The 23620-nt window shown below is 55.8% G+C and carries 19 protein-coding genes; 5 read left to right on the top strand and 14 right to left on the bottom strand.

The features are described from left to right. Positions 1-4: 4 nt before the first annotated feature. From potD to potA, 4 genes are all read right to left on the bottom strand, one after another. Positions 5-1051 carry a spermidine/putrescine ABC transporter substrate-binding protein PotD gene (gene potD / locus ACX9GU_RS15720; protein ID WP_473192158.1) on the bottom strand — a complete coding sequence of 349 codons (1047 nt, stop codon included), beginning with the start codon at positions 1049-1051 and terminating at the stop codon, positions 5-7. Between the two features lie 118 nt (positions 1052-1169). Continuing rightward, complete coding sequence (gene potC, locus ACX9GU_RS15715) at positions 1170-1946, bottom strand: spermidine/putrescine ABC transporter permease PotC (RefSeq protein ID WP_473192157.1); 777 nt, start codon at positions 1944-1946, stop codon at positions 1170-1172. Further along, complete coding sequence (gene potB, locus ACX9GU_RS15710; protein ID WP_473192156.1) at positions 1943-2803, bottom strand: spermidine/putrescine ABC transporter permease PotB; 861 nt, start codon at positions 2801-2803, stop codon at positions 1943-1945. The genes potC and potB overlap by 4 nt, the downstream gene beginning before the upstream one ends. Beyond that, positions 2787-3893 (bottom strand): spermidine/putrescine ABC transporter ATP-binding protein PotA, encoded by a 1107-nt coding sequence (gene potA, locus ACX9GU_RS15705; RefSeq protein WP_059200571.1) that lies wholly within the window; start codon positions 3891-3893, stop codon positions 2787-2789. Before potA ends, potB begins: the two co-directional genes overlap by 17 nt. 333 nt (positions 3894-4226) lie before the next feature. On the opposite strand from potA, the gene pepT reads away from it, so the two are divergent. Then, positions 4227-5459: a peptidase T gene (gene pepT / locus ACX9GU_RS15700; RefSeq protein WP_024485244.1), complete on the top strand. Its 1233-nt coding sequence runs from the start codon at positions 4227-4229 to the stop codon at positions 5457-5459. A 54-nt stretch (positions 5460-5513) separates the two neighbouring features. Here the strand turns inward: pepT and ACX9GU_RS15695 are convergent, their stop codons facing one another. The 3 genes from ACX9GU_RS15695 to phoP all read right to left on the bottom strand — a co-directional run bounded on the left by ACX9GU_RS15695 (position 5514) and on the right by phoP (position 8850). Further along, positions 5514-6635: a ribosomal protein uL16 3-hydroxylase gene (locus tag ACX9GU_RS15695; RefSeq protein WP_021804690.1), complete on the bottom strand. Its 1122-nt coding sequence runs from the start codon at positions 6633-6635 to the stop codon at positions 5514-5516. A gap of 80 nt (positions 6636-6715) precedes the next feature. After that, positions 6716-8173 carry a two-component system sensor histidine kinase PhoQ gene (gene phoQ, locus ACX9GU_RS15690; RefSeq protein WP_473192155.1) on the bottom strand — a complete coding sequence of 486 codons (1458 nt, stop codon included), beginning with the start codon at positions 8171-8173 and terminating at the stop codon, positions 6716-6718. Between the two features lie 5 nt (positions 8174-8178). Continuing rightward, the gene (gene phoP / locus ACX9GU_RS15685) at positions 8179-8850 is read right to left on the bottom strand and encodes a two-component system response regulator PhoP (RefSeq protein ID WP_021804688.1); all 672 of its coding nucleotides are present in this window, start codon (positions 8848-8850) and stop codon (positions 8179-8181) included. Between the two features lie 352 nt (positions 8851-9202). Here phoP and ACX9GU_RS15680 point away from each other — a divergent pair, with 352 nt between their 5' ends. Genes ACX9GU_RS15680 through ACX9GU_RS15670 form a run of 3 tightly spaced genes read left to right on the top strand, consistent with a single transcriptional unit; the run spans position 9203 to position 12495 of the window. Beyond that, positions 9203-10453, top strand: coding sequence for a nucleoside permease (locus ACX9GU_RS15680; protein ID WP_368444725.1), 1251 nt, complete (start codon positions 9203-9205; stop codon positions 10451-10453). Positions 10454-10504: 51 nt separating this feature from the next. Then, positions 10505-11524: an ADP-ribosylglycohydrolase family protein gene (locus ACX9GU_RS15675; RefSeq protein ID WP_473192154.1), complete on the top strand. Its 1020-nt coding sequence runs from the start codon at positions 10505-10507 to the stop codon at positions 11522-11524. Beyond that, entirely contained in the window at positions 11521-12495 is a 975-nt protein-coding gene (locus tag ACX9GU_RS15670; RefSeq protein ID WP_473192153.1) for a PfkB family carbohydrate kinase, read from the top strand. The genes ACX9GU_RS15675 and ACX9GU_RS15670 overlap by 4 nt, the downstream gene beginning before the upstream one ends. On the opposite strand, the gene ACX9GU_RS15665 is transcribed toward ACX9GU_RS15670, so the two are convergent. The 4 genes from ACX9GU_RS15665 to ACX9GU_RS15650 all read right to left on the bottom strand — a co-directional run bounded on the left by ACX9GU_RS15665 (position 12482) and on the right by ACX9GU_RS15650 (position 17160). Then, the gene (locus ACX9GU_RS15665) at positions 12482-13246 is read right to left on the bottom strand and encodes a GntR family transcriptional regulator (protein ID WP_473192152.1); all 765 of its coding nucleotides are present in this window, start codon (positions 13244-13246) and stop codon (positions 12482-12484) included. The genes ACX9GU_RS15670 and ACX9GU_RS15665 overlap by 14 nt on opposite strands. Positions 13247-13372: 126 nt before the next feature. Further along, entirely contained in the window at positions 13373-14644 is a 1272-nt protein-coding gene (locus ACX9GU_RS15660; RefSeq protein ID WP_473192151.1) for a c-type cytochrome, read from the bottom strand. A 17-nt stretch (positions 14645-14661) separates the two neighbouring features. Beyond that, on the bottom strand, positions 14662-16440 hold the full coding sequence (locus tag ACX9GU_RS15655; RefSeq protein ID WP_473192150.1) for a GMC family oxidoreductase: 1779 nt from the start codon (positions 16438-16440) through the stop codon (positions 14662-14664). Beyond that, positions 16441-17160 (bottom strand): gluconate 2-dehydrogenase subunit 3 family protein, encoded by a 720-nt coding sequence (locus ACX9GU_RS15650; protein ID WP_473192149.1) that lies wholly within the window; start codon positions 17158-17160, stop codon positions 16441-16443. It lies immediately after the preceding gene. Positions 17161-17519: 359 nt separating this feature from the next. On the opposite strand from ACX9GU_RS15650, the gene ACX9GU_RS15645 reads away from it, so the two are divergent. After that, positions 17520-18221: a GNAT family N-acetyltransferase gene (locus tag ACX9GU_RS15645; RefSeq protein ID WP_473192148.1), complete on the top strand. Its 702-nt coding sequence runs from the start codon at positions 17520-17522 to the stop codon at positions 18219-18221. A 40-nt stretch (positions 18222-18261) separates the two neighbouring features. On the opposite strand, the gene ACX9GU_RS15640 is transcribed toward ACX9GU_RS15645, so the two are convergent. The 3 genes from ACX9GU_RS15640 to ebgA form a co-directional block, all read right to left on the bottom strand. Further along, on the bottom strand, positions 18262-19677 hold the full coding sequence (locus ACX9GU_RS15640) for an amino acid permease (protein ID WP_024529944.1): 1416 nt from the start codon (positions 19675-19677) through the stop codon (positions 18262-18264). 90 nt (positions 19678-19767) lie between these two features. Next, positions 19768-20220, bottom strand: coding sequence for a beta-galactosidase subunit beta (locus ACX9GU_RS15635; protein WP_473192147.1), 453 nt, complete (start codon positions 20218-20220; stop codon positions 19768-19770). Positions 20221-20223: 3 nt separating this feature from the next. Then, entirely contained in the window at positions 20224-23295 is a 3072-nt protein-coding gene (ebgA, locus tag ACX9GU_RS15630; RefSeq protein WP_473192146.1) for a beta-galactosidase subunit alpha, read from the bottom strand. Positions 23296-23620: the final 325 nt, after the last annotated feature.

Raw genomic sequence — 23620 nt, 5'->3', positions numbered from 1 at the left:
TAGGTCAGCGTCCGGCCTTTAGCTGCTGGAAGTAGGTTTCATACAGCGTACTGGTATCACCCACATCGTTTTGCCACTCACCGTTTTCGATCACCGTATCATCCGGATACAGCGATTTGTCGTTGGCGATCTCTTTCGGCAACAGCTTTCTCGCGGCCAGATTGGGGGTTGGGTAACCGATGGTTTCCGCCACCTGTACCGCGATCTCCGGGCGTAGCAGGAAGTCGATCAGCTTCAACGCTCCCTCGACGTTCTTGGCATTAGCCGGAATAGCCAGGCTATCCATCCAGAAAATGCCGCCTTCTTTCGGCCAGACGATCTCCAGTGGGGTACCGGCCTGGCGCGCGACATAGGCCGAACCGTTCCACACCATGCCCAGATCGACTTCACCTTCCATATACGGATTGCCCGGGTTATCGGAGTTGAACGCCAGCACGTTTGGCATCAGCTTCTTGAGCTCGTTATAGGCAGCCTCGATCTGCTTAGGATCGGTAGTATTGCCTGAATAACCCAGCTTGCGTAGCGCGACCTGGAACACTTCACGTGCATCATCGGTGAGCAGCACGCGGCCTTTGTATTCCGGTTTCCACAGATCGGCCCAGGCGGTTACGGAGTTGGCATCAATGGCATCGGTATTGATGCCAATGGCGGTGGCGCCCCAGATATAGGGAATGGAGTAATCGTTGTTGGGATCGAACGGTTTGTGCAACAGGTTTGGATCGAGGTCGTTAAAGTGGCTGAGTTTGCTTTTGTCGATCTTTTGCAGCATCCCTTCCTTGCTCATCTTGGCGATGAAATAGGTGGAAGGGACCACCAGATCGTACGCGCCGTCGCGGTAGGTTTTCAGCTTGGCGTACATGCTTTCGTTGGATTCATAGGTGGAGTAAATCACCTTGATACCGGTTTCTTTGGTGAACTGTTCCAGCAGACCCGGCGGGACATACTCGGTCCAGTTGTAGAAATAGAGCGTTTTGCCGTCGTCCGCGGCGTTTGCCGAGCCAAGGCTCAGTGCCATCATCCCGGCTGCGAGCAGATGTGACCACTTTTTCATGGTGCGGATCCTTTAGCAGTGCGTGTTTTTACAGTATAGCGTGATGCGCCATACCCCAGAGAGCGGCTATTATAAGTGGCGTACCCAACGGGGTAAAGACGCTTATCCCGTTGGCAAATCAGCGTTTTTGCCGATCGCGTAACAGCAGTTGGCTGGTGAGCACCAGCGCTAGCGATAACACCAGCAGAATGGTCGCCAGGGCGTTCACTTCAGGAGATACGCCGACCTTCACCATCGAATAGATCTTCAAGGGCAAAATCTCGTAGCTTGGCCCGGTCACGAACGAAGAGACCACGACATCATCCATCGACAGCGTGAAGCTTAGCAACCAACTGGCGGCAACAGCGGGCATGGCCAGCGGCAGGATGATTTTGCGCAGGATCACCATTTCGCTGGCACCCAGATCGCGTGCGGCTTCCAGCATTTTGACGTCAAAGCCCTTCAGGCGCGCATAGACGGTGACCACCACAAAGGGCAGGCAGAAGGTGATATGCGAAAATAACAGCGACCAGAAGCCCAACGAGACGCCTAGCAGCATAAACAGCACCAGCAGCGAGATGGCCATGACGATATCCGGCGACATCATCACCACAAACAGCATGCCACCGACGAAGGGTTTCCCGCGAAAACGATAGCGGTATAACGCCACAGCCGCCAACGAGCCGATCATGGTCGCAAAGCTGGCGGACAACACAGCCATGGTGAGTGAGTGCCCAGCGGCCTGCAACAGGCTGTCGTTATTCATCAACATGCTGTACCAGTGGGTGGTAAAACCTCGCCAGTTAATGCCAAAGCGCGAGGTGTTGAACGAGTTAACGATCAGGATCACGATGGGAATATAGAGATAGGCGTAAATCAGGCTCATAAAGCCACCGCGCAACAGGCGTCCGATCATTCCAGCTCCCCCTTTTTGTTCAGCAGCTTGGCGGCCCGGTAATAGATCCACAGCATCAGCCCCATCACCAGCGTCAGGCAAATGCTGGTGGCGGCACCAAACGGCCAGTCACGGATATTCAGGAACTGGCTTTTGATGACGTTACCGATCAGCAGGTTTTTGGCTCCGCCCATCAGGTCGGCCACGTAGAACAGCCCCATGGCGGGCAGCAGCACCAACAGGCAACCGGCGATAATGCCTGGCATAGTCAGCGGAATAATGATGCGGATAAAGGTTTGCAGCTTGCTGGCACCAAGATCGCGGGCCGCCTCCAGACAGGATTTATCCAGCTTTTCCAGGCTGGAGTAGAGCGGCATCACCATAAACGGCAGCAAGATGTAGACCAGCCCCAGCACCACAGCGCCAGAGGTATACATGATGCGTAACGGCGTATCGATGATCCCGGCCCACATCAGGAACTCGTTCAGATAGCCGCGGGTGCTGAGAAACAGCTTCAGGCCATAGATACGGATCAGCGAGTTGGTCCAGAAGGGCACAATCAGCAGGAACAGCAGCAGCGGGCGCACCCTTTGCGGCAGGCGAGCCAGAATAAAGGCGAAAGGATAACCCAGCAGCAGGCAGCAAAAGGTGGCGATCGCCGCCATGTTCAGCGAGTGCAGCATCACTTGGCCATACAGGGGATCGAACAACCGGGTGTAATTATCCAGAGTGAACACCATCTGCACCAGATTGGCGTCGTCACGGGTGAGGAAACTGGTGCCGATAATCATCAGGTTCGGCAGAAAAACAAACAGCACCAGCCAGCCGACGGTGCCGCTGATCACCAGGTTTTGCAGCAAATTACGCGATTTCTTCATCGGCCAGCACTACCTCCCAGCTTGCAACCCAGGTTATCGCCATCTTCTGGTTTAACGAGTGGTCAAAGTCAGGATCGTCTTCATTGAAGAACTCGCTGACCATCACCATCTTACCGTTTTCCAGTTCAACCACCGACTCCAGCGTCATGCCTTTATAGTTGCGTTCGCGCACGTAGCCGATCAGGCCATCTATCTGCTCGCTGTCGTTCACCTCTTCGACGCGCAGATCCTCCGGGCGCAGCAGAACCTTCAGGGATTGTCCTGGCTCGACCGGGAGATCGGCGTAGATATCACACTCACGGCCTTCCACACGGGCGCGTACCCGCTGCGGATCGATACGATGTAGCACTACCGCATCAAAGATATTGATCTCACCGATAAAGCTGGCGACAAACAGGTTCTTGGGCTCTTCGTAGATTTCCCGTGGGGTGCCGTCCTGTTCTATTCGCCCGTCGCGCATCACCACAATCCGATCGGACATGGTCAGCGCCTCTTCCTGATCGTGCGTGACGAACACAAAGGTGATGCCCAATTGGCGCTGCAGCGCCTTCAACTCGTTCTGCATCTGCTTGCGCAGCTTGTAGTCCAGTGCCGAAAGCGACTCGTCGAGCAGTAACAGTTTAGGTTTATTCACTACGGCCCGGGCAATCGCGACCCGTTGCTGTTGCCCTCCAGATAGCTGATGTGGGCGGCGCTGAGCGAACTCGTCCAATTGCACCATGCGCAGGGCTTCTTCCACGCGCGGCGTTAGCTCCGCCTCTGGGGTTTTCTGCATGCGCAGGCCAAAGGCGACATTTTCAAACACGGTCATGTGGGGGAATAGGGCATAGCTTTGAAACACGGTGTTAACGTGCCGATGCTCGGCCGGGATAGCGGTGATATCTTGCCCGTCGAGCACGATCTGCCCATGGTCGGCATTTTCCAACCCGGCAATCAGCCGCAGCACGGTAGTTTTCCCGCAGCCGGAAGGGCCAAGCAGGGTCAGGAACTCACCATCGTTAATCTTTAGGTTGAGATCGCGGATGATCTCTTTGCCGTCAAAGCTTTTACTCAGGGCGTTCAGTGTAACCAAAGAGGATTGTTCAGTCATTTTAGTGTCTCTATCCCGTACGGTGGTGCAGATAGAACCGCCGCTGGAAAAGACTGCGCGAGCTTACGGGAGTGACCCGTCAGGTACTGAAGCTCAAAGCCAGCGGCGCCGATCAAAAATTTAAGAGGGCGCATGATAGACGCTGAATCCGGTAATTGAAAGCCAAACCGCCCATAAGTCATGCCAGTTGGCCGATTTTTGCGTCGGTAGTTACCCTATTAAACCATCACTTGCTTTAATGATTTGTGTTAAATCTGATTATTAATGACCTGTCTCAATATTTGATCCGGATCGGTTCCGCATAATGAAACGCGAAATTCTGAGGGCGGAACCATGGATAAACTACTAGATCGCTTTTTTAACTACGTCTCATTTGACACACAGGCTAAAGCGAACGTCAAACATGTGCCTAGTACCGAAGGGCAACTGAAGCTGGCGCGTGCGTTGCAACAGGAAATGATTGGGCTGGGGTTTGAACGGGTATCGCTAAGCGAACATGGCTGCGTGATGGGCACGCTGCCTGGCAATGTGAGCTGGCCAGTGCCGGCCATTGGCTTTATTTCTCACCTTGATACCTCACCCGATTTTTCGGGTAAGCATGTGACGCCGCAGATAGTGGAAAACTATCGCGGCGGTGACATTGCCTTGGGCATCGGTGATGAAGTGTTATCGCCGGTGATGTTCCCGATCTTGCATCAGATGCTGGGGCAAACGCTGATCACCACCGACGGCAAAACGCTGTTGGGGGCCGACGATAAAGCCGGGATTGCCGAGATCTTGACCGCGATGGTGCGGCTAAAGCAGCAAAAAATTCCTCACGGCGATATCCGCGTGGCGTTCACGCCGGATGAAGAGGTGGGCAAAGGGGCGCATTTCTTTGATGTTGCTGCGTTCGATGCAGAGTGGGCCTACACCGTCGATGGTGGTGGGGTGGGCGAACTGGAGTGTGAAAACTTCAATGCAGCGGCGGTGACGGTCAAAATCGTCGGTAATAACGTACACCCTGGCAGTGCCAAAGGGGTGATGGTGAACGCGCTGTCGTTGGCAACCCGTTTCCAACAGGAGCTACCGGCCGAGGAAACACCGGAGCACACCGAGGGGTATCAGGGTTTTTACCATCTCAACAGCATCAAGGGGAACGTTGAACGTGCCGAGATGCACTACATCTTGCGGGATTTTGAGCGTGAAGGCTTTGAGGCTCGCAAGCGCAAGATGATTGAAGTCGCGCAAAAGGTTGGCCGTGGGTTGCCACGGGATTGCTACATTGAGGTGGCGATCGAGGATAATTACTACAACATGCGTGAGCAGGTGGCCGAGCATCCTCATGTGATCGAGCTGGCACAGCAGGCGATGCGGGACTGTGATATTGAGCCGGTGATGAAGCCGATCCGCGGTGGTACCGATGGCGCGCAGCTATCCTTCAAGGGGCTGCCTTGTCCAAACCTGTTTACCGGTGGCTATAACTTCCATGGCAAGCATGAGTTTATTACGCTGGAAGGGATGGAGCAGGCGGTAGCGGTGATCATGCGCATTGCCACTCTGAGCGCCGAGCGCGCTAAACGGTAGTTTTTTGCGTTAATAGATTGAGTGAGGGGCCAGTTTGCCCCTCACTCATTTTGATTAGTCGTTAAAATACCAGTAACCGCTGTTAATCAACGCCGTCAGCAGGGCCAGGAACGACGGGTCGTCCACCGCGTCGCCCAGCAAGGCGGCATCAACGCTTGCGTGCTGGCACAGCGCATCGGCGGCTTGCAGATGTTCGGTGTCGATTAGCTCACCGTTGACAAAGCATTGGTCGCCAACGCGCAGCACGCGCAACCCACCCAAACGTTGTAATGGCTCACCCTGTTGCAGCAGCTCATAGATTTCACCGGCCTGATAAGGCGGCTCTGGCGGCGCGATGTCCAGCTCGTGACGCGACTGCGAAATGAACTCGCCAAACCAGTTCTGGAAGTGCTCCGGCTGCTGCACCAGCTCCAGGATCATCCCACGCAGCGCATCGACCTCATGGGGGAGAACCATCGCCGGGTGATCGCGCAGCGCGATATCCGGATCGGTGTAACGTTTGCTGCCTAACTCGCGTGCTAGCACGTAGTCGGCATAGCCACTTACCATCTCGCGGCCATTCGGTGCGCGGAAGCCGACGGAATAGTTGAGCGAGTTTTCCAGCGAGTAGCCTTCATGCGGGAATCCCGGTGGGATATACAGAATATCGCCAGGCTCCATCTCTTCGTCAATGATGGCGTCAAACGGCTCAACCTGTAACAGGTCAGGGTGCGGGCAGTGCTGCTTCATCGGTACTTTTTCGCCCACGCGCCAACGGCGGCGGCCAGTACCCTGGATGATGAACACGTCGTATTGATCGAGATGTGGGCCAACGCCGCCGCCCGGTACCGAGAACGAAATCATCAGATCGTCCATGCGCCAGTCCGGCAGCTTACGGAACGGTTGCATCAAGGCACTGGAAGGCTGATGCCAGTGATCAACGGCCTGCACCAGCAATGACCAGTTGTTCTCGCCCAGATGGTCGAAACTTTCAAACGGGCCGTGGCCAACCTGCCAGCGACCTTCCTGATGGCTCACCAGGCGGCTGTCCACCTCGTTTTCCATAGCCAACCCGGCCAGCTCATCCGGGGAAATCGGATCGATAAAGTTGTTAAAACCACGCTTGATAATTACCGGGCGCTTTTGCCAATAGCGTTGCAAAAAGTCGTTCCAGTCGAGATCTAATTGGTAATCCATGTTCTATTCCAGGATAGAGTGAGCCTGCAGGGATTATAACGGAAGTTAGGCCCCGTGGATCGGGGCCTGAGCGAGAGAATTTAATCGTGATGGTGGGAGTCGTGCTGGCGGGAGAAGGTGACCTCCATCCGTGCTCCACCCAGCGGGCTGTCGCTGATGGTAATTTGCCCGTCGTATTGCTCGATGATCTCGGCGGCGACCGACAGGCCAATCCCCTGGCCGGGGCGCAGAGTATCGACGCGTTGGCCGCGTTGGAAGATCAACTCACGCTTGCTTTCGGGGATGCCGGGGCCGTCGTCATCAATGACGATCGTCAGGTATTTGTCCGAGTGCAGCGAGGTGATCTCCACAAACTCCAGGCAATATTTACAGGCGTTCTCCAGCACGTTGCCCATCACCTCCATAAAGTCGTTTTTCTCGCCCATAAAGGTGACTTCAGGTGAGATATCGAGGGTGATGACAACCCCTTTGCGCTGATAAACCTTGTTTAGTGCCACGCTCAGGCTGTCGAGCAGGGCAGAAACCGAATGGATCTCGCGGGTCAGCACGGTTTGACCAGAGTTGATGCTGGCCCGATGCAGGTAATAACCAATCTGCTGCGAGATACGGCTAATCTGCTCGAGCATGATCGGCTCGACCTCTTCGATGGTGGTCTGCTTGCTGGAACGCAGCGAGCGCAGGGTGGTCTGCAATACCGCCAGCGGGGTTTTCAGGCTGTGGGTGAGGTCGGACAGCGTAGTGCGGTATTTGGTGTAGCGCTGGCGCTCGTTGCGCACCAGGATATTCAGGTTCCGTACCAAGCCACGTAGTTCACTGGGGGGATTTTCATCCAGTTGCTCGCGCTCGCCGTTTTCCAATTCACCGACCTGGGTTATCAGCGCCTTGATCGGCCGCAAACTCCAATACGCAGCTAGCCATAGCAGAGGCACGACCAGTAACAGATTGGCCAGCAGTACGTAGCTGAACCATTCCCACACCACGTCCGAGCGTTGCAGTTCCTGCGGAATGCTGTCGACCACCACGATGCTCAAGGCGGGCAGGCGTGGGGTGGCGGCATAGGTATTGACGGCCACCGAGTGGGTTAACGCCTCATGGTCGGTGTCATCGTAGTCTTTCAGCTGATCCTGTGCCTTGGGGTTGTCCCCCAGCACTTCGCTACTGATGCGGGTGTCGGTGTCTATCTCATAGAAACCGGATTCTTGCAGCCACTCTTTCTGGATCCGTTTTTCCAGTTCCGGCACCGAGCGCTGGCTCCACAACAGGTTGCCTTTTTCGTCGTAGATAAACACCAGCGTTGGGGAGTTGAGATCGAGATCGGGCGGGATGGCAATGGTCAACTTCTGGTCTTTCCACTGCGCCAGGCTGAAGAACAGGTTGCTCTCTCCGCGCAGCAGGCGGAAGGCGGTTTTATCAAAGCTGACGATATAGCCGACCACCGCAACTAGCCCGTAGGACAGCGACAGCGCCAGGATCACCCCGGCGGTGGCCATCAGAAAGCGGGCGCGCAGTGAGAAGGGCTTTTTATCTCTGTTGAACATTATGCTCACTTGGCATCGAAACGGTAGCCCTGACCACGTACGGTGGTGATCACTTCCTGTGGGTATTCGGCCTGTAGCTTTTTACGCAGGCGGCCCATTAATACGTCGATGGTGTGGCTTTCGCGCAGTTCGGCATCCGGGTAGAGTTGCAACATCAATGAATCTTTACTGACCACTTTACCCGCGTTACGGATCAACGTTTCAATAATGGTGTATTCAAAGGCCGTCAGCTTGATTTGCTGTTCGTTGACGCTCAGCTCACGGCGTGAGAGGTCGATCTGGAACGGCGGCAGTACGATCACCTGTGAAGCCAGGCCGCTATTGCGGCGCATCAAGGCCTGCATGCGGGCAATCACTTCTTCCAGGTGGAAGGGCTTGGTGACGTAATCATCGGCCCCGGCTTCCAGCACCGCCACCTTATCCTGCCAGCTTTCACGGGCGGTCAGCACCAGGATCGGCAACTTCATCTGGTTGGCACGCCAACGGCGGATCAGGCTCAGGCCATCTTCACCCGGCAACCCGAGATCGACAATGGCGATATCAGGCGCATGTTCCTGCAGAAAATAGTCAGCTTCTTTGGCATCTTCTGCGGCATCAACCTGATGCCCCATTTCGCGCATTTGCACACTAAGATGGTGGCGCAATAGGCCATTGTCTTCAACAACCAGTACTCGCATGGTACAGACTCCTGTTGTTTAGGCGGGTGCAACTCCAGGCACCCACACTGAAAAGGTTACACGCTGTTGGCCACGTTGTGGTAACGCGCATTAGCTGACCATTCCCTGATCGTTTAATTCTGTCATCCATTGATTATCGGCAATGACTGATAAACGCAGGATAAACAGCGCAGTGCCAAAGGTAAACAAAACTTAAACAAAGCTGACTGCCTGAAGTGTGAGCGGGATCGCGGCAAAGGACTAAAGGTATCATTAAGGTATTATATAGGTATCGTAATGATGCTAATACCAGGAACCCTACACCGCTTTCCCGAGCCGATGCCGGGAAGGTAGCCAGCAAGGATACATAATAATGAAACGTCCTCATCTGAAGCTGTCTGTCATGATGTTTATCGAGTGGTTTATCTGGGGAGCGTGGTTTGTTCCCCTATGGCAATACCTCAACAAGTTGGGCTTTACGCCGGGTGAAATTGCCTGGTCGTACAGCAGTACGGCGATTGCGGCAATCCTCTCGCCGGTGCTGGTTGGCGTTATTGCCGATCGCTACTTCGCCGCGCAAAAAGTCTTGGGCTGGTTGCATCTGGCTGGTGGGGTGCTGATGTTTATCATCGCCTGGCAAACCACCTTTGCCACCTTCTTCCCGCTGCTGGTGATTTATGCCATCACCTATATGCCGACCGTGGCGCTGACCAACAGCATCGCCTTTGCCAACATTAGCGATACCGAAAAAGAGTTCCCGCGCATCCGCGTATTGGGCACCTTGGGTTGGATTGCCTCCGGTCTGGTGGTGGGCTTTATGCTGCCGCCGTTGCTGGGGTTAGGCAATATTTCCGATAGCAACCTGCCGTTAATCATTACCGGTGTGGCATCGATCGCGCTTGGTTTGTACAGCTTTGTGCTGCCCAATACGCCAGCCAAGGGTTCTGGCCCGGTGGATATCAAGGCGTTGCTGGGCCTGAATGCGCTTGGCCTGCTGAAGGATCGCTCATTTGCCACCTTCGCCCTGTGCTCGTTCCTGTTCTGTATGCCGTTGGCGTTTTACTACCAGTTTGCCAATGGCTATCTGACGCAGGTTGGGCTGCCAAATGCCACCGGCTGGATGACGCTGGGGCAGGTTTCGGAAATCTTCGCCATGCTGGCGCTGCCGTTACTGCTCAAGCGTTATGGCATCAAGAAGGTGCTGTTGCTGGGCTTTGTGACCGCAGCAATCCGTTACGTGTTCTTTATCTACGGCGGCACCGCCGACGTCTGGGCCTACAGCATGCTGTTCCTGGGCATTTTGCTGCACGGTGTCAGCTACGATTTCTATTTCGTGACCGGCTATATCTACGTCGACAAAAAAGCGCCGCCGCATATGCGTACCGCCGCTCAGGGCCTGATCACCCTGATTTGCCAAGGGTTGGGCAGCTTTATCGGTAACTGGCTCGGGGGTCGTGCAATGACCACTTTCGCCCTCGAACAGCCGCGAGACGGTATGACGTTTGACTGGTTCGCCGTGTGGGGCGTTGGTGCGGTGATGGTGGTGGGCGTCATGCTGCTGTTCCTGCTGTTCTTCCGTGAACGCAGCGACAACATCACCCCGATTGACGTGGCACGGTCTTAATTCGTTGCGCCGGGCGTGTTGCCCGGCAAGGTAAAAATTCAGGAGAAACAGATGAAGCAGTTAACCCAGGAACAACGCGTGGTGGGTGCACTTTATGGCCAAATGCTGGGCGACGCGCTCGGCATGCCTTCCGAGCTGTGGCCGCGTGAGCGGGTTAAGCGCCACTTTGGCTGGATCGACCGCTTCCTCGACGGCCCGGCGGAGAACACTGCCGCCTGCTATTTCACGGCAGCGCAGTATACCGATGATACCTCGATGGCTCTGGCGTTAGCCGACGCATTGATCGAGGCCGATGGTGAAGTGGTACCGGAGCTGATTGCCCGCAACGTGATCCGCTGGGTCGATAGTTTTGACGCCTTCAACAAAAACATTCTTGGCCCAAGTTCCAAACTGGCGCTGGGGGAGCAGAAGAAGGGCACGCCGATTAGCGATTTAGAAAACAACGGCGTGACCAACGGCGCGGCGATGCGGGTTTCCCCGTTGGGGTGCGTATTACCTTCTGCGCCGTTGGAGCAGTTTTGCCAGCAGGTTTGGCTGGCCTCCAGCCCGACGCATAAATCCGATATCGCCGTTGCCGGTGCGGTGGTGATTGCCTGGGCGGTTGCCAAGGCGGTCGAAGGGGCCAGTTGGGCAGAGATCCGCCTGGCATTGCCGGGAGTGGCGGATTACGCTCAGCGCCGCCACAGCACCACCTTCAGCGCTTCTTTAGCGGCGCGTATCGAACTGGCCTTCCAGGTAGTCGAACAGGCTGGCGGTACCGAGCAGGCCTCAGAACGGGTCTACCAACTGGTTGGCGCAGGGGTCAGCACCATAGAATCCGTGCCGGCCGCGTTGGCAATGGTTGAACTGGCGCAAACCGATCCTACCCGCTGTGCGATCCTGTGCGCCAACCTGGGCGGTGATACCGACACCATCGGCGCGATGGCCACGGCGATCTGCGGTGCCCTGAACGGTATCGACGCGTTCGACGCGGCTATGTTGGCAGAATTAAAGCGGGTGAATCCGCTGGATATCAACCACTACGCGCAGGCTTTTCTCCGTTTCCGCCAGCGCTGGCAGGAGGCTGAATGAGTAACGAAAGACGCGAGTTATTGCAGACGCTGACCCAGGGTGGCTGGCATCAGCAGTGCCCGGTTACGGTGATTGGCGCAGCGGTGATGGACATGGTGGTGAGCGCCGATGCCTTGCCGGTGCGCGGTGGCGACGTGTCGGCCCAGATGCAGGGGCTGCATTTAGGGGGCTGCGCGCTGAATATCGCCGTGGCTCTGCGCCAGTTGGGCATTACCAGCCGCAATCTGTTGCCGGTGGGAGAAGGCGTGTGGGCGGATCGTTTGCGTAGCGAGATGGCGCAGCGCGGCGTGAGTTCCGATCTGCAAGTGGGTGGTGAGGATAACGGCTGGTGTCTGGCGTTGGTCGAACCGGACGGTGAGCGTACCTTTATCTCTATCGATGGCATAGAGAACCAGTGGCAGCCTGAGTGGTTGGCAGACGCGACGCCACAAAGCGGGCTGGTTTACCTTTCCGGTTATCAACTGGGTGCCCGGCAGGGCCACGTGCTGGTGGATTGGCTGTTACGCCTGCCCGAACAGGTGCGGGTGGTGCTGGATATTGGCCCGCGCATTGACGTGATGGCGCAGAGCCTGTTGCAACGTCTGATCCGCCCTGGGGTGATCCTGACGCTAAACCAGCGTGAAGCTCAGCACCTTGGCATGCAGGAAGATATTGCCGGTTTTTGCCAGCAGTTATGGTCAACCACCGGGCAACTGGTGATTGTGCGCTGCGGCGGGGAAGGCGGATATTACTTTGCCGGGCCGGACGATCAAGGCTGGATCGCCGCTCGTCAGGTCAAAGTGGTAGACAGCATTGGTGCTGGCGATAGCCACAGCGCCGGTTTGCTCGCCGGGCTGGCACTGGGCCTGACCGCCCGCCAAAGCATGACGCTAGCCAATAGCATCGCCGGTTACGTGGTATCGCAGGCCGGTGGGGATTGTGCGCCAACCCTGGCTCAGCTCCTGGCCAGCGAGGAACTCAATCCTCGCTGATAAACTCGTACATGTCGCTGCGGCAGAAGCTTTCGCTGTATTCGATGGGCTTTTTGTGGCTGTCGAACAGCGTTTGCTTGATGATCAGCAGCGGCATGGGTTCTTTCAACTGCAGCGCTTGCAGGGTTTCACCGTCACTCATGGCGGCGCTGACCTGGCTACGCAACGATCCCAACTCCACGTTGTTCAAACGAAAGTAGTCATACAGAGAAACGCCAATATCATCAACGTTGGCTATCGCCTCTGCCACCACATAAGACACCGCCACCGACATGGGGCGCTGATCGATAAAGTGAATACGTTTAAGTTTGTACACCGGCGTATGCTCGGCCAGCGACAGTTTCTCGGCCAGTGTGCTATCCGCCGGGATTTGCTCACGGCTGATCCACATGGTGTCCGGTTTACGGCCTTGCAGCATCACTTCGCGTGAAAAGCCTTTCACATCCGCCAGCGAATAGGCCAGTTTAGGTTGAGCCACGGTATTTTGAATGAAGGTGCCATAGCCCCGCGAGCGGCCGATAATGCCATCCTGTTCCAGGCAGGCCAGGGCTTTGCGAACCGTAATGCGCGAGATCCCCAGCCGTTCGGTGAAATAACGCTCACTGGGCAGAAAATCCCCCTGGCTCAATATGCCAAGCTCAATGGCCTGTCGTACCGATTCGTTAAAGCGCAGGTAGAGCGGCATAGCGCCAGCGCTGGTGAGATCGTGTTGCAGTTTGTCCAGCAGGCGCTGGTTGGGATCCGTGCTCATAGATGACCGAAATCCTGTAGCCTCAATGCGATAGCTTATTTAAGGTGATTTCGACGGGCGGTGCAACCGTGCAGGGCGAGATCGGTGGAAATGGTTGGGCCTGGCAGACCAGGCCCGTTGTGGTGTTTACTGCTGGGAAGGTTTGGTGGCGCTGTTCTCCCGTATTTCTTTGACCTGATCGGCGGTGACCGGAGCGGCGTTATTCCCCCAACTGGTGCGTACAAAGGTGGCTATCTGGGCTACCTGCTGGTCGCTCAGACGCCAGCCAAAGTCCGGCATGGTTAGCCCGGTAGGGGCGTCTAAAGTCATCGGCGTACGTGAACCATGCAGAATGATGCTGATCACCGAAGCAGGGTCTTCCGCCAGCAACGCCGGATTATGGGCCAACTGTGGGAAGGTATTACGATAGCCCTGGCCATCGCTGCGGTGGCAGGCGGCGCAGTTGTCCAGATAAGCCTGCCCGCCAGGGTTGCCTTGGCCGGTGCTGTAGAGTGCCAGCGGCGGGTTGGCCGTTGGCGTTTTTTGCTCATCCTTCGCAGGCAGCGATTTCAGATAGGCGGCGATCGCCTGCAAATCCTCGTCGCTCAGGTGCTGAGTGCTGTCTTGTACCACGTCTACCATGGAGCCAAAGGCGGCAAATCTGTCGCTGTGGCCGGTTTTCAGGAAACGGGTCAGATCTGCCGCGTTCCAACTACCCAACCCGCTGATTGCATCGCCACGCAGGCTGGCGGCGTGCCAACCCTCCAGCGTCCCACCGCTCAGATAGGCGTCATCCGTCTGATCCAGCGCCTTCTCCTGGAAGCCAATGCCGCGTGGCGTATGGCAACTGCCGCAGTGGCCCAATCCTTGTACCAGATAGGCCCCACGGTTCCATTGTGCGCTTTGGTTAGCGTCTGGCTGATAGGCGCCATCCTCGCGGAATAGGCCGTCCCACATCGCCAACGGCCAGCGCATATTCAGTGGCCATGGGATATCGCTAGCCTTGTTCTGCTGCACCACCGGCGTTACCCGTTGGGTGAAGTAGAGATACAGATCGCGTATATCCTCATCATTGATTTTGGCGAAAGAGGGATAGGGCATGGCCGGGTAGAGCCGAGTGCCATCGCGCCTAATGCCTTTACGCAGGGCGTCGGCAAACTCTTGTAGATCGTAGGCACCGATGCCGGTGGTTTTGTCTGGAGTGATATTGGTGGAATAGATCGCACCAACCGGGGTGGTCATCTTCAGCCCACCGGCGAATGCCATGCCACCTGGCGCGGTATGGCAGGCGGCACAGTCACCGGCGCGTGCCAGATATTCGCCATGAGCGATTTGCCCGACCAGGTGGGTATCCTCGGCGGCCAGAGCGTTGGCGCTTAATACCAGCAAGGCCAGCAGCGAGGGGGTTAATCCTTTCATCGTCTTCTCCTTGCGTATCAGGCCTGAACCAACGGGCCGGGGTTGTTCAGATACTGATTACGGATCGCTTCTGCTGAATAATAGGCCAGTGCACCGACGATCCCGGTGGGGTTATAAGCCAGATTCTGCGGGAAGGCGCAGGCGCCGGTGACAAACACGTTGGGCACGTCCCAGCATTGCAGATACTTGTTCACCACGCTGGTTTTTGGGTTGTCGCCGGTGATTGCCCCGCCGGTAGTGTGGGTGGATTGATACGGGCGCACGTCATAGTGCGAACCGCTGCCCATCACCGAAATCGCCATCTGCTTCGGTTCCATGGCTTTGGCGATGTTCGCCATCTTGCTGGTAATGTGCTGGGTCATTTTGATCTCGTTAGCCTTCCAGTCGAAGGTCATGCGCAGCAGCGGTAGCCCATAGGCATCCTGATAGGTGGGATCGAGATCGAGATAGCAGTCGCGATAGGGCATCACCGAGCCTTCAGAGCCAATGCTCATCGAGTGCTGATAATTATCTTTGATACCTTGTTTCCAGCCACTGCCCCAGGTGGGTGTCCCCGGCGGTAACGACATCTGTTGGATCGGGCGGCCACCGGTGCGGGTGGCGGAAATATAGGCGCCACCGATAAAGCCCAGTTCGCTGTGATCGAAGTTTTCCGAGTTGAGATCGTCGATCACCGTGCCCGCGGCTCCGGCTCCGATAAACGGGTTGAAGTGGGTGTCCTTATCGTAAAACAGCGAAATGCCACTGTTCATCTGATAGGCGTAGTTCTTGCCGACAACTCCTTCGCCGGTGACGGGGTCATAAGGTTTACCTATGCCGGAGAGCAACAGCAGACGCACGTTATGCAGTTGGAAGGCGCTGAGGATCACCAGATCCGCCGGTTGTTCAATCTGTTGGCCCTGGGCATCGACATAGGTGACGCCGGTGGCCTTTTTGCCACTGCTGTCCAGATTGACCTTGATGACCTGCGACTGGGTGCGCAATTCAAAGTTTTTCCGCTTCATCAGCACCGGCAGAATGGTGGTCTGTGGTGAGGCCTTGGAGTACATAAAGCAGCCGAAGCGCTCACAGTAACCGCAGTAGTTACAGGGGCCGAGTTGCACGCCGTAGGGATTGGTATAAGGCTCCGAGCAGTTGGCCGCTGGAATGCTGAAAGGGTGATAGCCGAGCGACTCGGCCGCCTTGCCAAACAGCGAACCAGAATAGAGCTGCTTGAGGGGGGCAGTGGGATATTCGCTGGTGCGTGGCCCTTCGAACGGGTTGCCGCCTTTGATGATGTTGCCTTGCAGGTTACCGGCCTTGCCTGCGGTGCCACAGACTTTCTCGAACTTATCGAAGTAAGGCTCCAGCTCGGTGTAACTGAGAGGGTAATCCTGCAACAACATGCCTTCTGGCACCCATTTGTCGCCATACTTTTCCGTCACCGTCGTACGCATTTTCAGATCGGCGGGCAGGGCGCGCCAGTGCATGCCGTTCCAGTGGACGCCTGCACCGCCGACGCCGTTGCCGGGCAAAAAGGATCCAAGCTGACGATAAGGCACGGCGAAATCCGCTGGCGAGTGGCGCACGGTGACGGTCTCGTGCGCCATCTCCTGCTCCAGTTTCAGGCGGATGCCATAGGTCAATTCGTCGGCAATCCGTGGATAGGCAAAATCAGGGTAAGTATCGCGCTGCTCACCGCGCTCCAGTGCCAATACGCTCAGGCCGGTTTCGGTCAGTTCCATGCCCATAATGGCACCGGTCCAGCCAAATCCGACAATCACCACGTCTACCGGTGGTTTTTTTATCGTGCTCATTTATGCATTCCTTTTGCTGGAGATACTTACCGGGCCAAGGGGATAGGCCTGATTAGGATGATCGACCCAGTCGGTGTAATCCGCCCGCGCACCAGGGAAACCGATCAGTTTCCATGAGGCCATCGACTGGTTACCGCCGTGCTGCGGATCGGCCAGATAACCCTCTTTGGTGTTTTGCAGCAGTTGGCTGAAAAAGGCTTTGCCGGGCAGGGCTTCGGAATCCAGCTCACCTTTCTCCAGCGCCGTCAGGATTTGCTCTTGCTGGGCATGATCCAGGTCCACAAAGGCTTTCTGGTATTGCTGCTGGCAGTGTGCATTGAGGCCGCGAATGCCAATGCGGTAGGTATCTCGTGGCGTCAGTTTGGACTGATAGCCCAGTTCGGGGGCCGAAGGGACAAACGGCGGGTGCATATACCACAGGCCGCCGTGGCCATAAGGCGTTTCCATCTGCTTATCGATAAAGATCGGCACGCCTTCTTCGACGGCCCCGGGGCCATTACTATCGTTGGGGATCAGTCGATCACAAGCCGCCAGCAGGAAGCGCCATTCCTCGTTATTGAAATAAGCGGGAACATAGTGAGAGGAGACACCTGCCGCCGAGGTCGGCATGGGCGTCATCGTCAGAACGCCGGTACCTCCAGCGGCTGCCAGCGGTATTAGTGCTAGCGTTTTCTTTAGAAAGTTCCGCCGAGGCGGTTCTGGAGAGTGCTGTCGAGACATAATTCCACCTTGAATATGTTTCACAGAAATGCCCGCGCGGCCGCTGTCTTGGGCCGTAAAAACGGGCAGAGGGAGTTGCTTTTCCATGACCAATAATGATTAGCAAACTACTGGTATGGTGATTCAAGTTTAAGTCTTGGCAGCTAAAACAAACAATAAAGCATCTGTTTCAAAACATTTTCTTCACATTGTTTTTGATTTAGATCATTTCATTAACAATTTGCCTTGACTAAAGCCTCTAACGGGCGTTTGGTGATTGGTCTAGTCGCTGGGGTTAATTGGTCTGTATGCTGCGATCTGGCATCGGTATATGCTGTTGCAGAGAACCTACTTTTGCTGCAACCAGACGGAAGACTTTTATGGCGATAAATCAATATGGTCAGCCGGTGGGCGAACCCTTGGTGCAATGGCATGCGTTGCCACGGCCGCAGGAGGTGACGCTGACGGGAAAATTTTGCCGCCTCGCGATGTTGGACGCCGAGCGGGACTTTGCCGCGCTATTTGCGGCTTACCAGCTTGCGCCAGATGGACGTGACTGGACTTACCTGATGAGGGAGCGACCTGAAAGCCCGCAGGAGATGCGCGCGCATCTGGAAAAACTGCAGGCTAACACGGCGCTGGTGAATCTGGTGGTGTTCGATTCAGCCACCGATCTGCCCGTCGGCACGGTGGCCTTTATGCGGATTGAAGAGGCCAGCGGCGTGTTGGAAATTGGCCACGTCTGTTGGTCACCGCTGATGAAGCAGCGTTCCTGCGCCACCGAAGCGATTTACCTGATGTTGCGCCACACCTTTGACGAGTTGGGCTATCGCCGTTGTGAATGGAAATGCGATAGCCTGAATGCGCCTTCCAGGCAGGCGGCACTTCGCTTTGGTTTCCTCTACGAAGGGCGTTTTATGCAGGCATTGGTCACCAAGGGCCGCAACCGGGATACCGACTGGTTCGCCATGATCGACCAAAACTGGCCCCAGATGCGTAGTGCGTTCGAAGGTTGGTTGGCTGACGAGAATTTTGGCTCCGACGGCCAGCAGATACAGCGTTTGCAGGCGTTTATGCCTTGATATGTGAGGGGCGAACATGTGCATGTTCGCCCCTATGTAGCTACTGCTCGCTCAGCGCCGCTTTATTTCGTACCTGCTTAGCCTCGAAGCGTGAAATCCACCACCAGGCCAGAGCCGAGAATACCGCGGTCATACAGACGTTGATAAAGAAGGCTTTCATCAGATCGACCCCCGGCGGGAATGCCGACGCCGTCATACTGACCACAAAGATGGTGATCAGCACCGAAACCACGCCCATCCCGAACTTGCGCGATCCCATGCGGAACTCGCGCGGCGTATCGTCATGCTTCCAGCGGAACACGAAGTAGGCCACCATGATAAAGATCGGCGGCAGCATCGCCGTACCCGCCGTCAGGTTGATCGCGGTGTTCATCATCTGCTGCACCGATTCGGAACCAAAGCCGTTAACCACCAACATCACGAACACGAAGGCAAATTGCCACCATGCGGCACGAACCGGAACGCCATGCTTGTTCAGCTCGGTGGTTTTCTGGCCGTAAACGCCTTTCGGGATCTCGGAGAAGTGGATCTTCACCGGCGCGGAGGTCCACATCATCATCGAACCAAAAATGGCGATAAACAGCACGATGCCCACCAGGCGGCCCACCAGCGTTTCGGAAATGCCGAAGTACTTGGCCATCCCGGTGAAGATTTCCACCATGCCGCCCGCGTAGGTCAGGTTTTCACGCGCGACAAACACGTTAACCAGCAGGGAACCGACGGCATACATCCCGCCGATCACCGCACCGGCAATGATAATCACCTTGATAAACGACTTCTGGCCCCCTTTGACGTCATTGAGGTAGGCCGCTGCCGTTTCCGCACCGCCAGCCGCCTGGAAGATCCAACACATGATGCCTAACGTTGCCCAGTTCACCGTCGGCGTCATCGCCTCCAGCGTGATCGGTTGCGCCGGGACGTGATCGCCGCTCAGTGCCATCAGCGCGCCCAGCACGTAAATCGCAAACAGGGCAAACACCCCATAGGCGACGACTTCGGCAATCTTGCCCAGCCAACTGGCCCCCTTGGTGGAAATATGGGTGGTGGCGGCAAACAGTACGATCGAGATAATCGAGACCATCACCGGGGAAAAGGCGTATTCGCGGCCCATAATGGCGTACGACGCATAGGCAATCACGTTAGGCAGCAGTGATACAAACCAGAACAGGTTGACGAACCAATACAGGAACGACCCCATATAGGCTGCTCGGGTGCCCAGAGGCTGTTTTAGCCAATCGTACATTCCCGATTCCGAGTTCTTATTGGCGGACACAAACTCGGCGATAATGAACACAAAGGGAATGAAGTAGACCAGGGTTGCAAACAAAAATACCGGGGCTGAACTCAAGCCCAGCTCAATGTTGTTGTTGACGATATTGCGTACGTTGAACACCGCCGCAAAGGTCATCGACAACAGGGCAAACTTGCCAATCGTGCCACGTAAAGAATCGGACATAGCGTCCTCCGATGAACGACATCAATGATGAACTCAATCTGGATTGAGCGGGAGTGATTTCCCGCCCGGTTCGCTTCATAGTCAGCAGGATCACTTGTTCAACATGTAGCCATCCTCAATGGTGACCCGCAGCACCACTTTTCTTACCCGGTTATCGCCGTGGAAGCGGTAGGCTTCCTGATTGTCAAAAATCGCCAGTTGCCCGGCACGTAATTCACAGGTTTGCCCGGTGCCTTGCAGATATTCGCGGTCGGTTTCATCGCGGTAGGCCTCAATGGGGGAGAGAGCTGATTTCTGCGCGAACTCTACCGTTTCGCCGCCCTCGAGGTAGTAATGGATGGTGAAATAACGACGGTTGCCTTCAAAGGTCGCGCGATTGCGGGTGACGCCGTCTTCAATCATATAGACCAGGGTATCGCCGATGGAGTGCATCACGCCGTCTTTGATATTGGCAATGTTGTCAATGGCTTCCACACAACGGTTCCATTTGCGGCCGTCACGGTAAACCACTTTGAATTGCTCCAGGTTGTCTAATACGTGCATGGATCAGGCCTCGTTGGTGGTTGGAGTGAAGAAGTCATTGGCAAAGTCATGGCTGGCCAGCGCCTGGGCGCTGACGTCACCGGCTTGCAGCGGCATCAGGGTCAGGCCATAGCGGAAGGGCGCCATGTAAACTCGGTAGGAATCGAGGACTTCGCTGCCCCAGGAGTTGGAACCCAGGCCCATCACCTGGTGGTCAAGGTTGAGGGTGATATAACCGCTCGGTTGCAGTTCATTGGTGTGCTGCGCCTGATGCAGGTTCTGGCTGGTGTACTGCCAGGCGCTGAAGTTGATCGGTTGCTGCGGTTTGATCAGCAGGCCGGTACCGTGGCGATTGGTGAGCGCGGCCCAGCGCACATGCTGGCGGTTACCGTTGTTTTGTGGGAACGGATAGTGCTCAAACATCTCGGCCACCGTGGTCTGGTAGATATCGATCAGGTTAGCCTGCTGGCTGTCCTGATAGTTTTCTTCCGGGCCGCGGCCATAGTAGTTCACCCGGTCAAAGCCGCCGTTAATGCCGACATCCAGCCCGATGGCCGGGATCACGTACGGGTAATCGCCGTAACGCTCGCCGCTGAGTTCCACGTTGAGCTGGCCTTCGGCATTGATCTGGTAGCGGTAGCAACAGCGCATGCCGAAGTCGAAGACCGGCGGGGCGATGATGCTGGTGACGGTGATTTCAATGCGGCCATCGGCCTGAACGACATCCAATGTACGGAAGTGCTCTTGCATGATTTGCAGATGAGCGGGTTCCCACAGGCCCTGATACTCCTGTTTATGGTTATCGATCATCGGCTTGAAGAAGCTTAACGCCGGAGCAGAGGCGATGATTTCTTCCCCGTTGCTCATCCAGGAGGTCAGCTTGCCGTTCACCTTGGAGAAGGTCAGCGTAAAGTCCTGGCCGCTGATGCTGTACGCCAGGCGGCTTTCTGCTACCCGTAGTGGCAGGGCGTTGAGGTTGGTATAGGCTTCTGCCTGCGCAGTATTCTCTTTGAGCGGGAATTGGTACACCGCGATTTCGTGATTGGCCGGGCTGTACAGTGTGCTGGAGTTCTTGCACACGGTGAAGTTCACAAAGGCTTCGCGCTCATCCAGTTCAGGCAGCTCAAGGCGGATCTCCCGTGAAGAGTTGGCCGCCAGATCTTTCAGCCGCAGAGACCGCGTTGCCAGCGTTTTCCCTTCTGCGCGGATCTCGGCGGTGAGGGTGTAGTCATCCAGATTGGTAAACCAAAGCTTGTTCTCAACCAGGAAGGTGCCAAGGCGAGCCTCAAGCGCGCGGATTTTCACTGGCGCAATAACCTGCTTGTATTCCTTCAGACCCGGCCCAGGCGTTTGATCCGGGAAGATCAGCCCGTCCATGCAGAAGTTGTAGTTGTTCGGATAGTCGCCGAAGTCACCGCCGTATTTGTAAAACGCCTGGCCTTGCTCATCGTGCGCCAGGATGCCGTGATCGCACCACTCCCAAACGTAGTGGCCCTGAATATGATCGTGCTGGTAAAACACGTTCTGATATTCCGTCAGGCCGCCGGGGCCATTGCCCATGGCGTGGGCGTATTCACAGATGATGCGTGGTTTGGCGTGCGGGTGTTCACCAAACTCGTTCATCAACGGCGATCGGGTATACATGGTGGAGATGATATCCACCACCTCGGCGTCGCGGTCTTCTTCGTAGTGCACCAGGCGGGTATCGTCGATGGCCTTGGTGGCGTGGTACATCGCATGGATGTTGCAACCGTAGCCGGACTCATTGCCCAGCGACCACATCACGATCGACGGATGGTTCTTCTGCGCGTGAACGTGACGCACAATGCGATCGACGAATACCGTTTCCCAGGCCGGATCGTTGGTGATGCGGCTCAGATCGCCCACGTTGGCAAAACCGTGGGTTTCGACGTCGGTTTCGGCCATGACGAACAGCCCGTAAATGTCGCACAGTTCATAAAAGCGCGGGTCGTTAGGGTAATGGGCGGTACGTACCGAGTTGATATTGTGCTGTTTCATCAGGATCAGATCTTTTTCGACGCGATCCATGCCTACCGCACGGCCTTTCAGATGGTCGTTATCATGGCGGTTGACGCCGTGCAGCATCACATAATGGTTGTTGATGTAGAACAGTCCATCACGCACCTTGATATCGCGGAACCCGACGCGTTGAGGTATCACCTCCAGCACGGTACCGCGTGGGTCTTTAAGCGTGATAAACAGCTGATAGAGATAAGGGTTTTCCGCTGACCACGGGATTGGATTTGCCAGATTGATAGCAAAATGGGTCTGCGTTTGTGCGCCGAGACTCTGCTGTACCAGCAGGTTATCGTTATCAAACAGGGCATATTCAATCACGTAGTTCGCTAGCGGTGTCCCCGATAGGTTTTCGATCTCCAGTACGCAAGACAGGGCCGCGCTTTGGTAGTCGGCGGCAAAATCGGTGCGAACGGTCAGATCCTGCACGTGAACCGGCTCTTTGCCCACCAGATAGACATCGCGGAAGATGCCGGCTGTCCACCACATATCCTGATCTTCAATGTAGGTCGAGTCCGCCCACTGCATGACGCGCACGGCCAGCAGGTTTTCCCCTGAGCGCACGTAACCGGAGATATCAAATTCGGCGGTCAGGCGGCTGCCCTTGCTGAAGCCCACATACTGGCCGTTAACGTACACTTCAAAATAGGTCTCGACCCCATCAAATTTGATGATGGTCTGCTTCCCGTTCCACTGTTCGCTCAGCATAAAGCTACGTTGGTAAGCGCCGGTTGGGTTGTCTGTGGGGACGAAAGGCACATCGATCGGGAAGGGGAAGCCTTCGTCGGTATATTGCAGAATGCCATGGCCTTCCATTTGCCACATGTTGGGCACCGTGATCTGGCCCCAGTCAGTCATCCTTTGTGAATAAAAGTCTTCGGGCACCCGCAGCGGGTTGGTGAAGTAGTTAAAGCTCCATTGGCCGCTGAGCGCCATAAAGTGGCTGCTGAGGGCGCGCTGAAAGGTTTGGGCACGCTTGAGTGAGTCATATGAGAAGAAATAGGCGCGAGGGGCCATTCGGTTCTCATGCAGGTGTTGAAAGTTTTCCCAATTATTCACGTCATCTCTCCTGGTCTGAATGCTGTAGGCCGCAGTCTTGGCATGGAATGCGTCAATGCTCGGAATGATTTTAGTAAAATATTTACTAAAATATAGGCAATAACTTGTTTTGCTTTAACTCGATCACGCTTTATGTCCCTTGCGCTGGTTGATCTGTGATCGGCTTAAAGAAATGGCTGATTGGCGTGGTAGGCGGAGAGAAGTGGCATTAATTGGCGGATTTTGAGGTAAAAAAGCCCGTAATTATTAGTGTTTTTTACTAATAACTGGGCGTTTGGATGCGGGATTGGTGCTTTAACGGGCGCAGCATGCGGCGCCCCTACAT

Source organism: Serratia sp. K1WW1, assembly GCF_055790865.1.
This window is presented reverse-complemented; position numbering and strand designations above follow the sequence as displayed.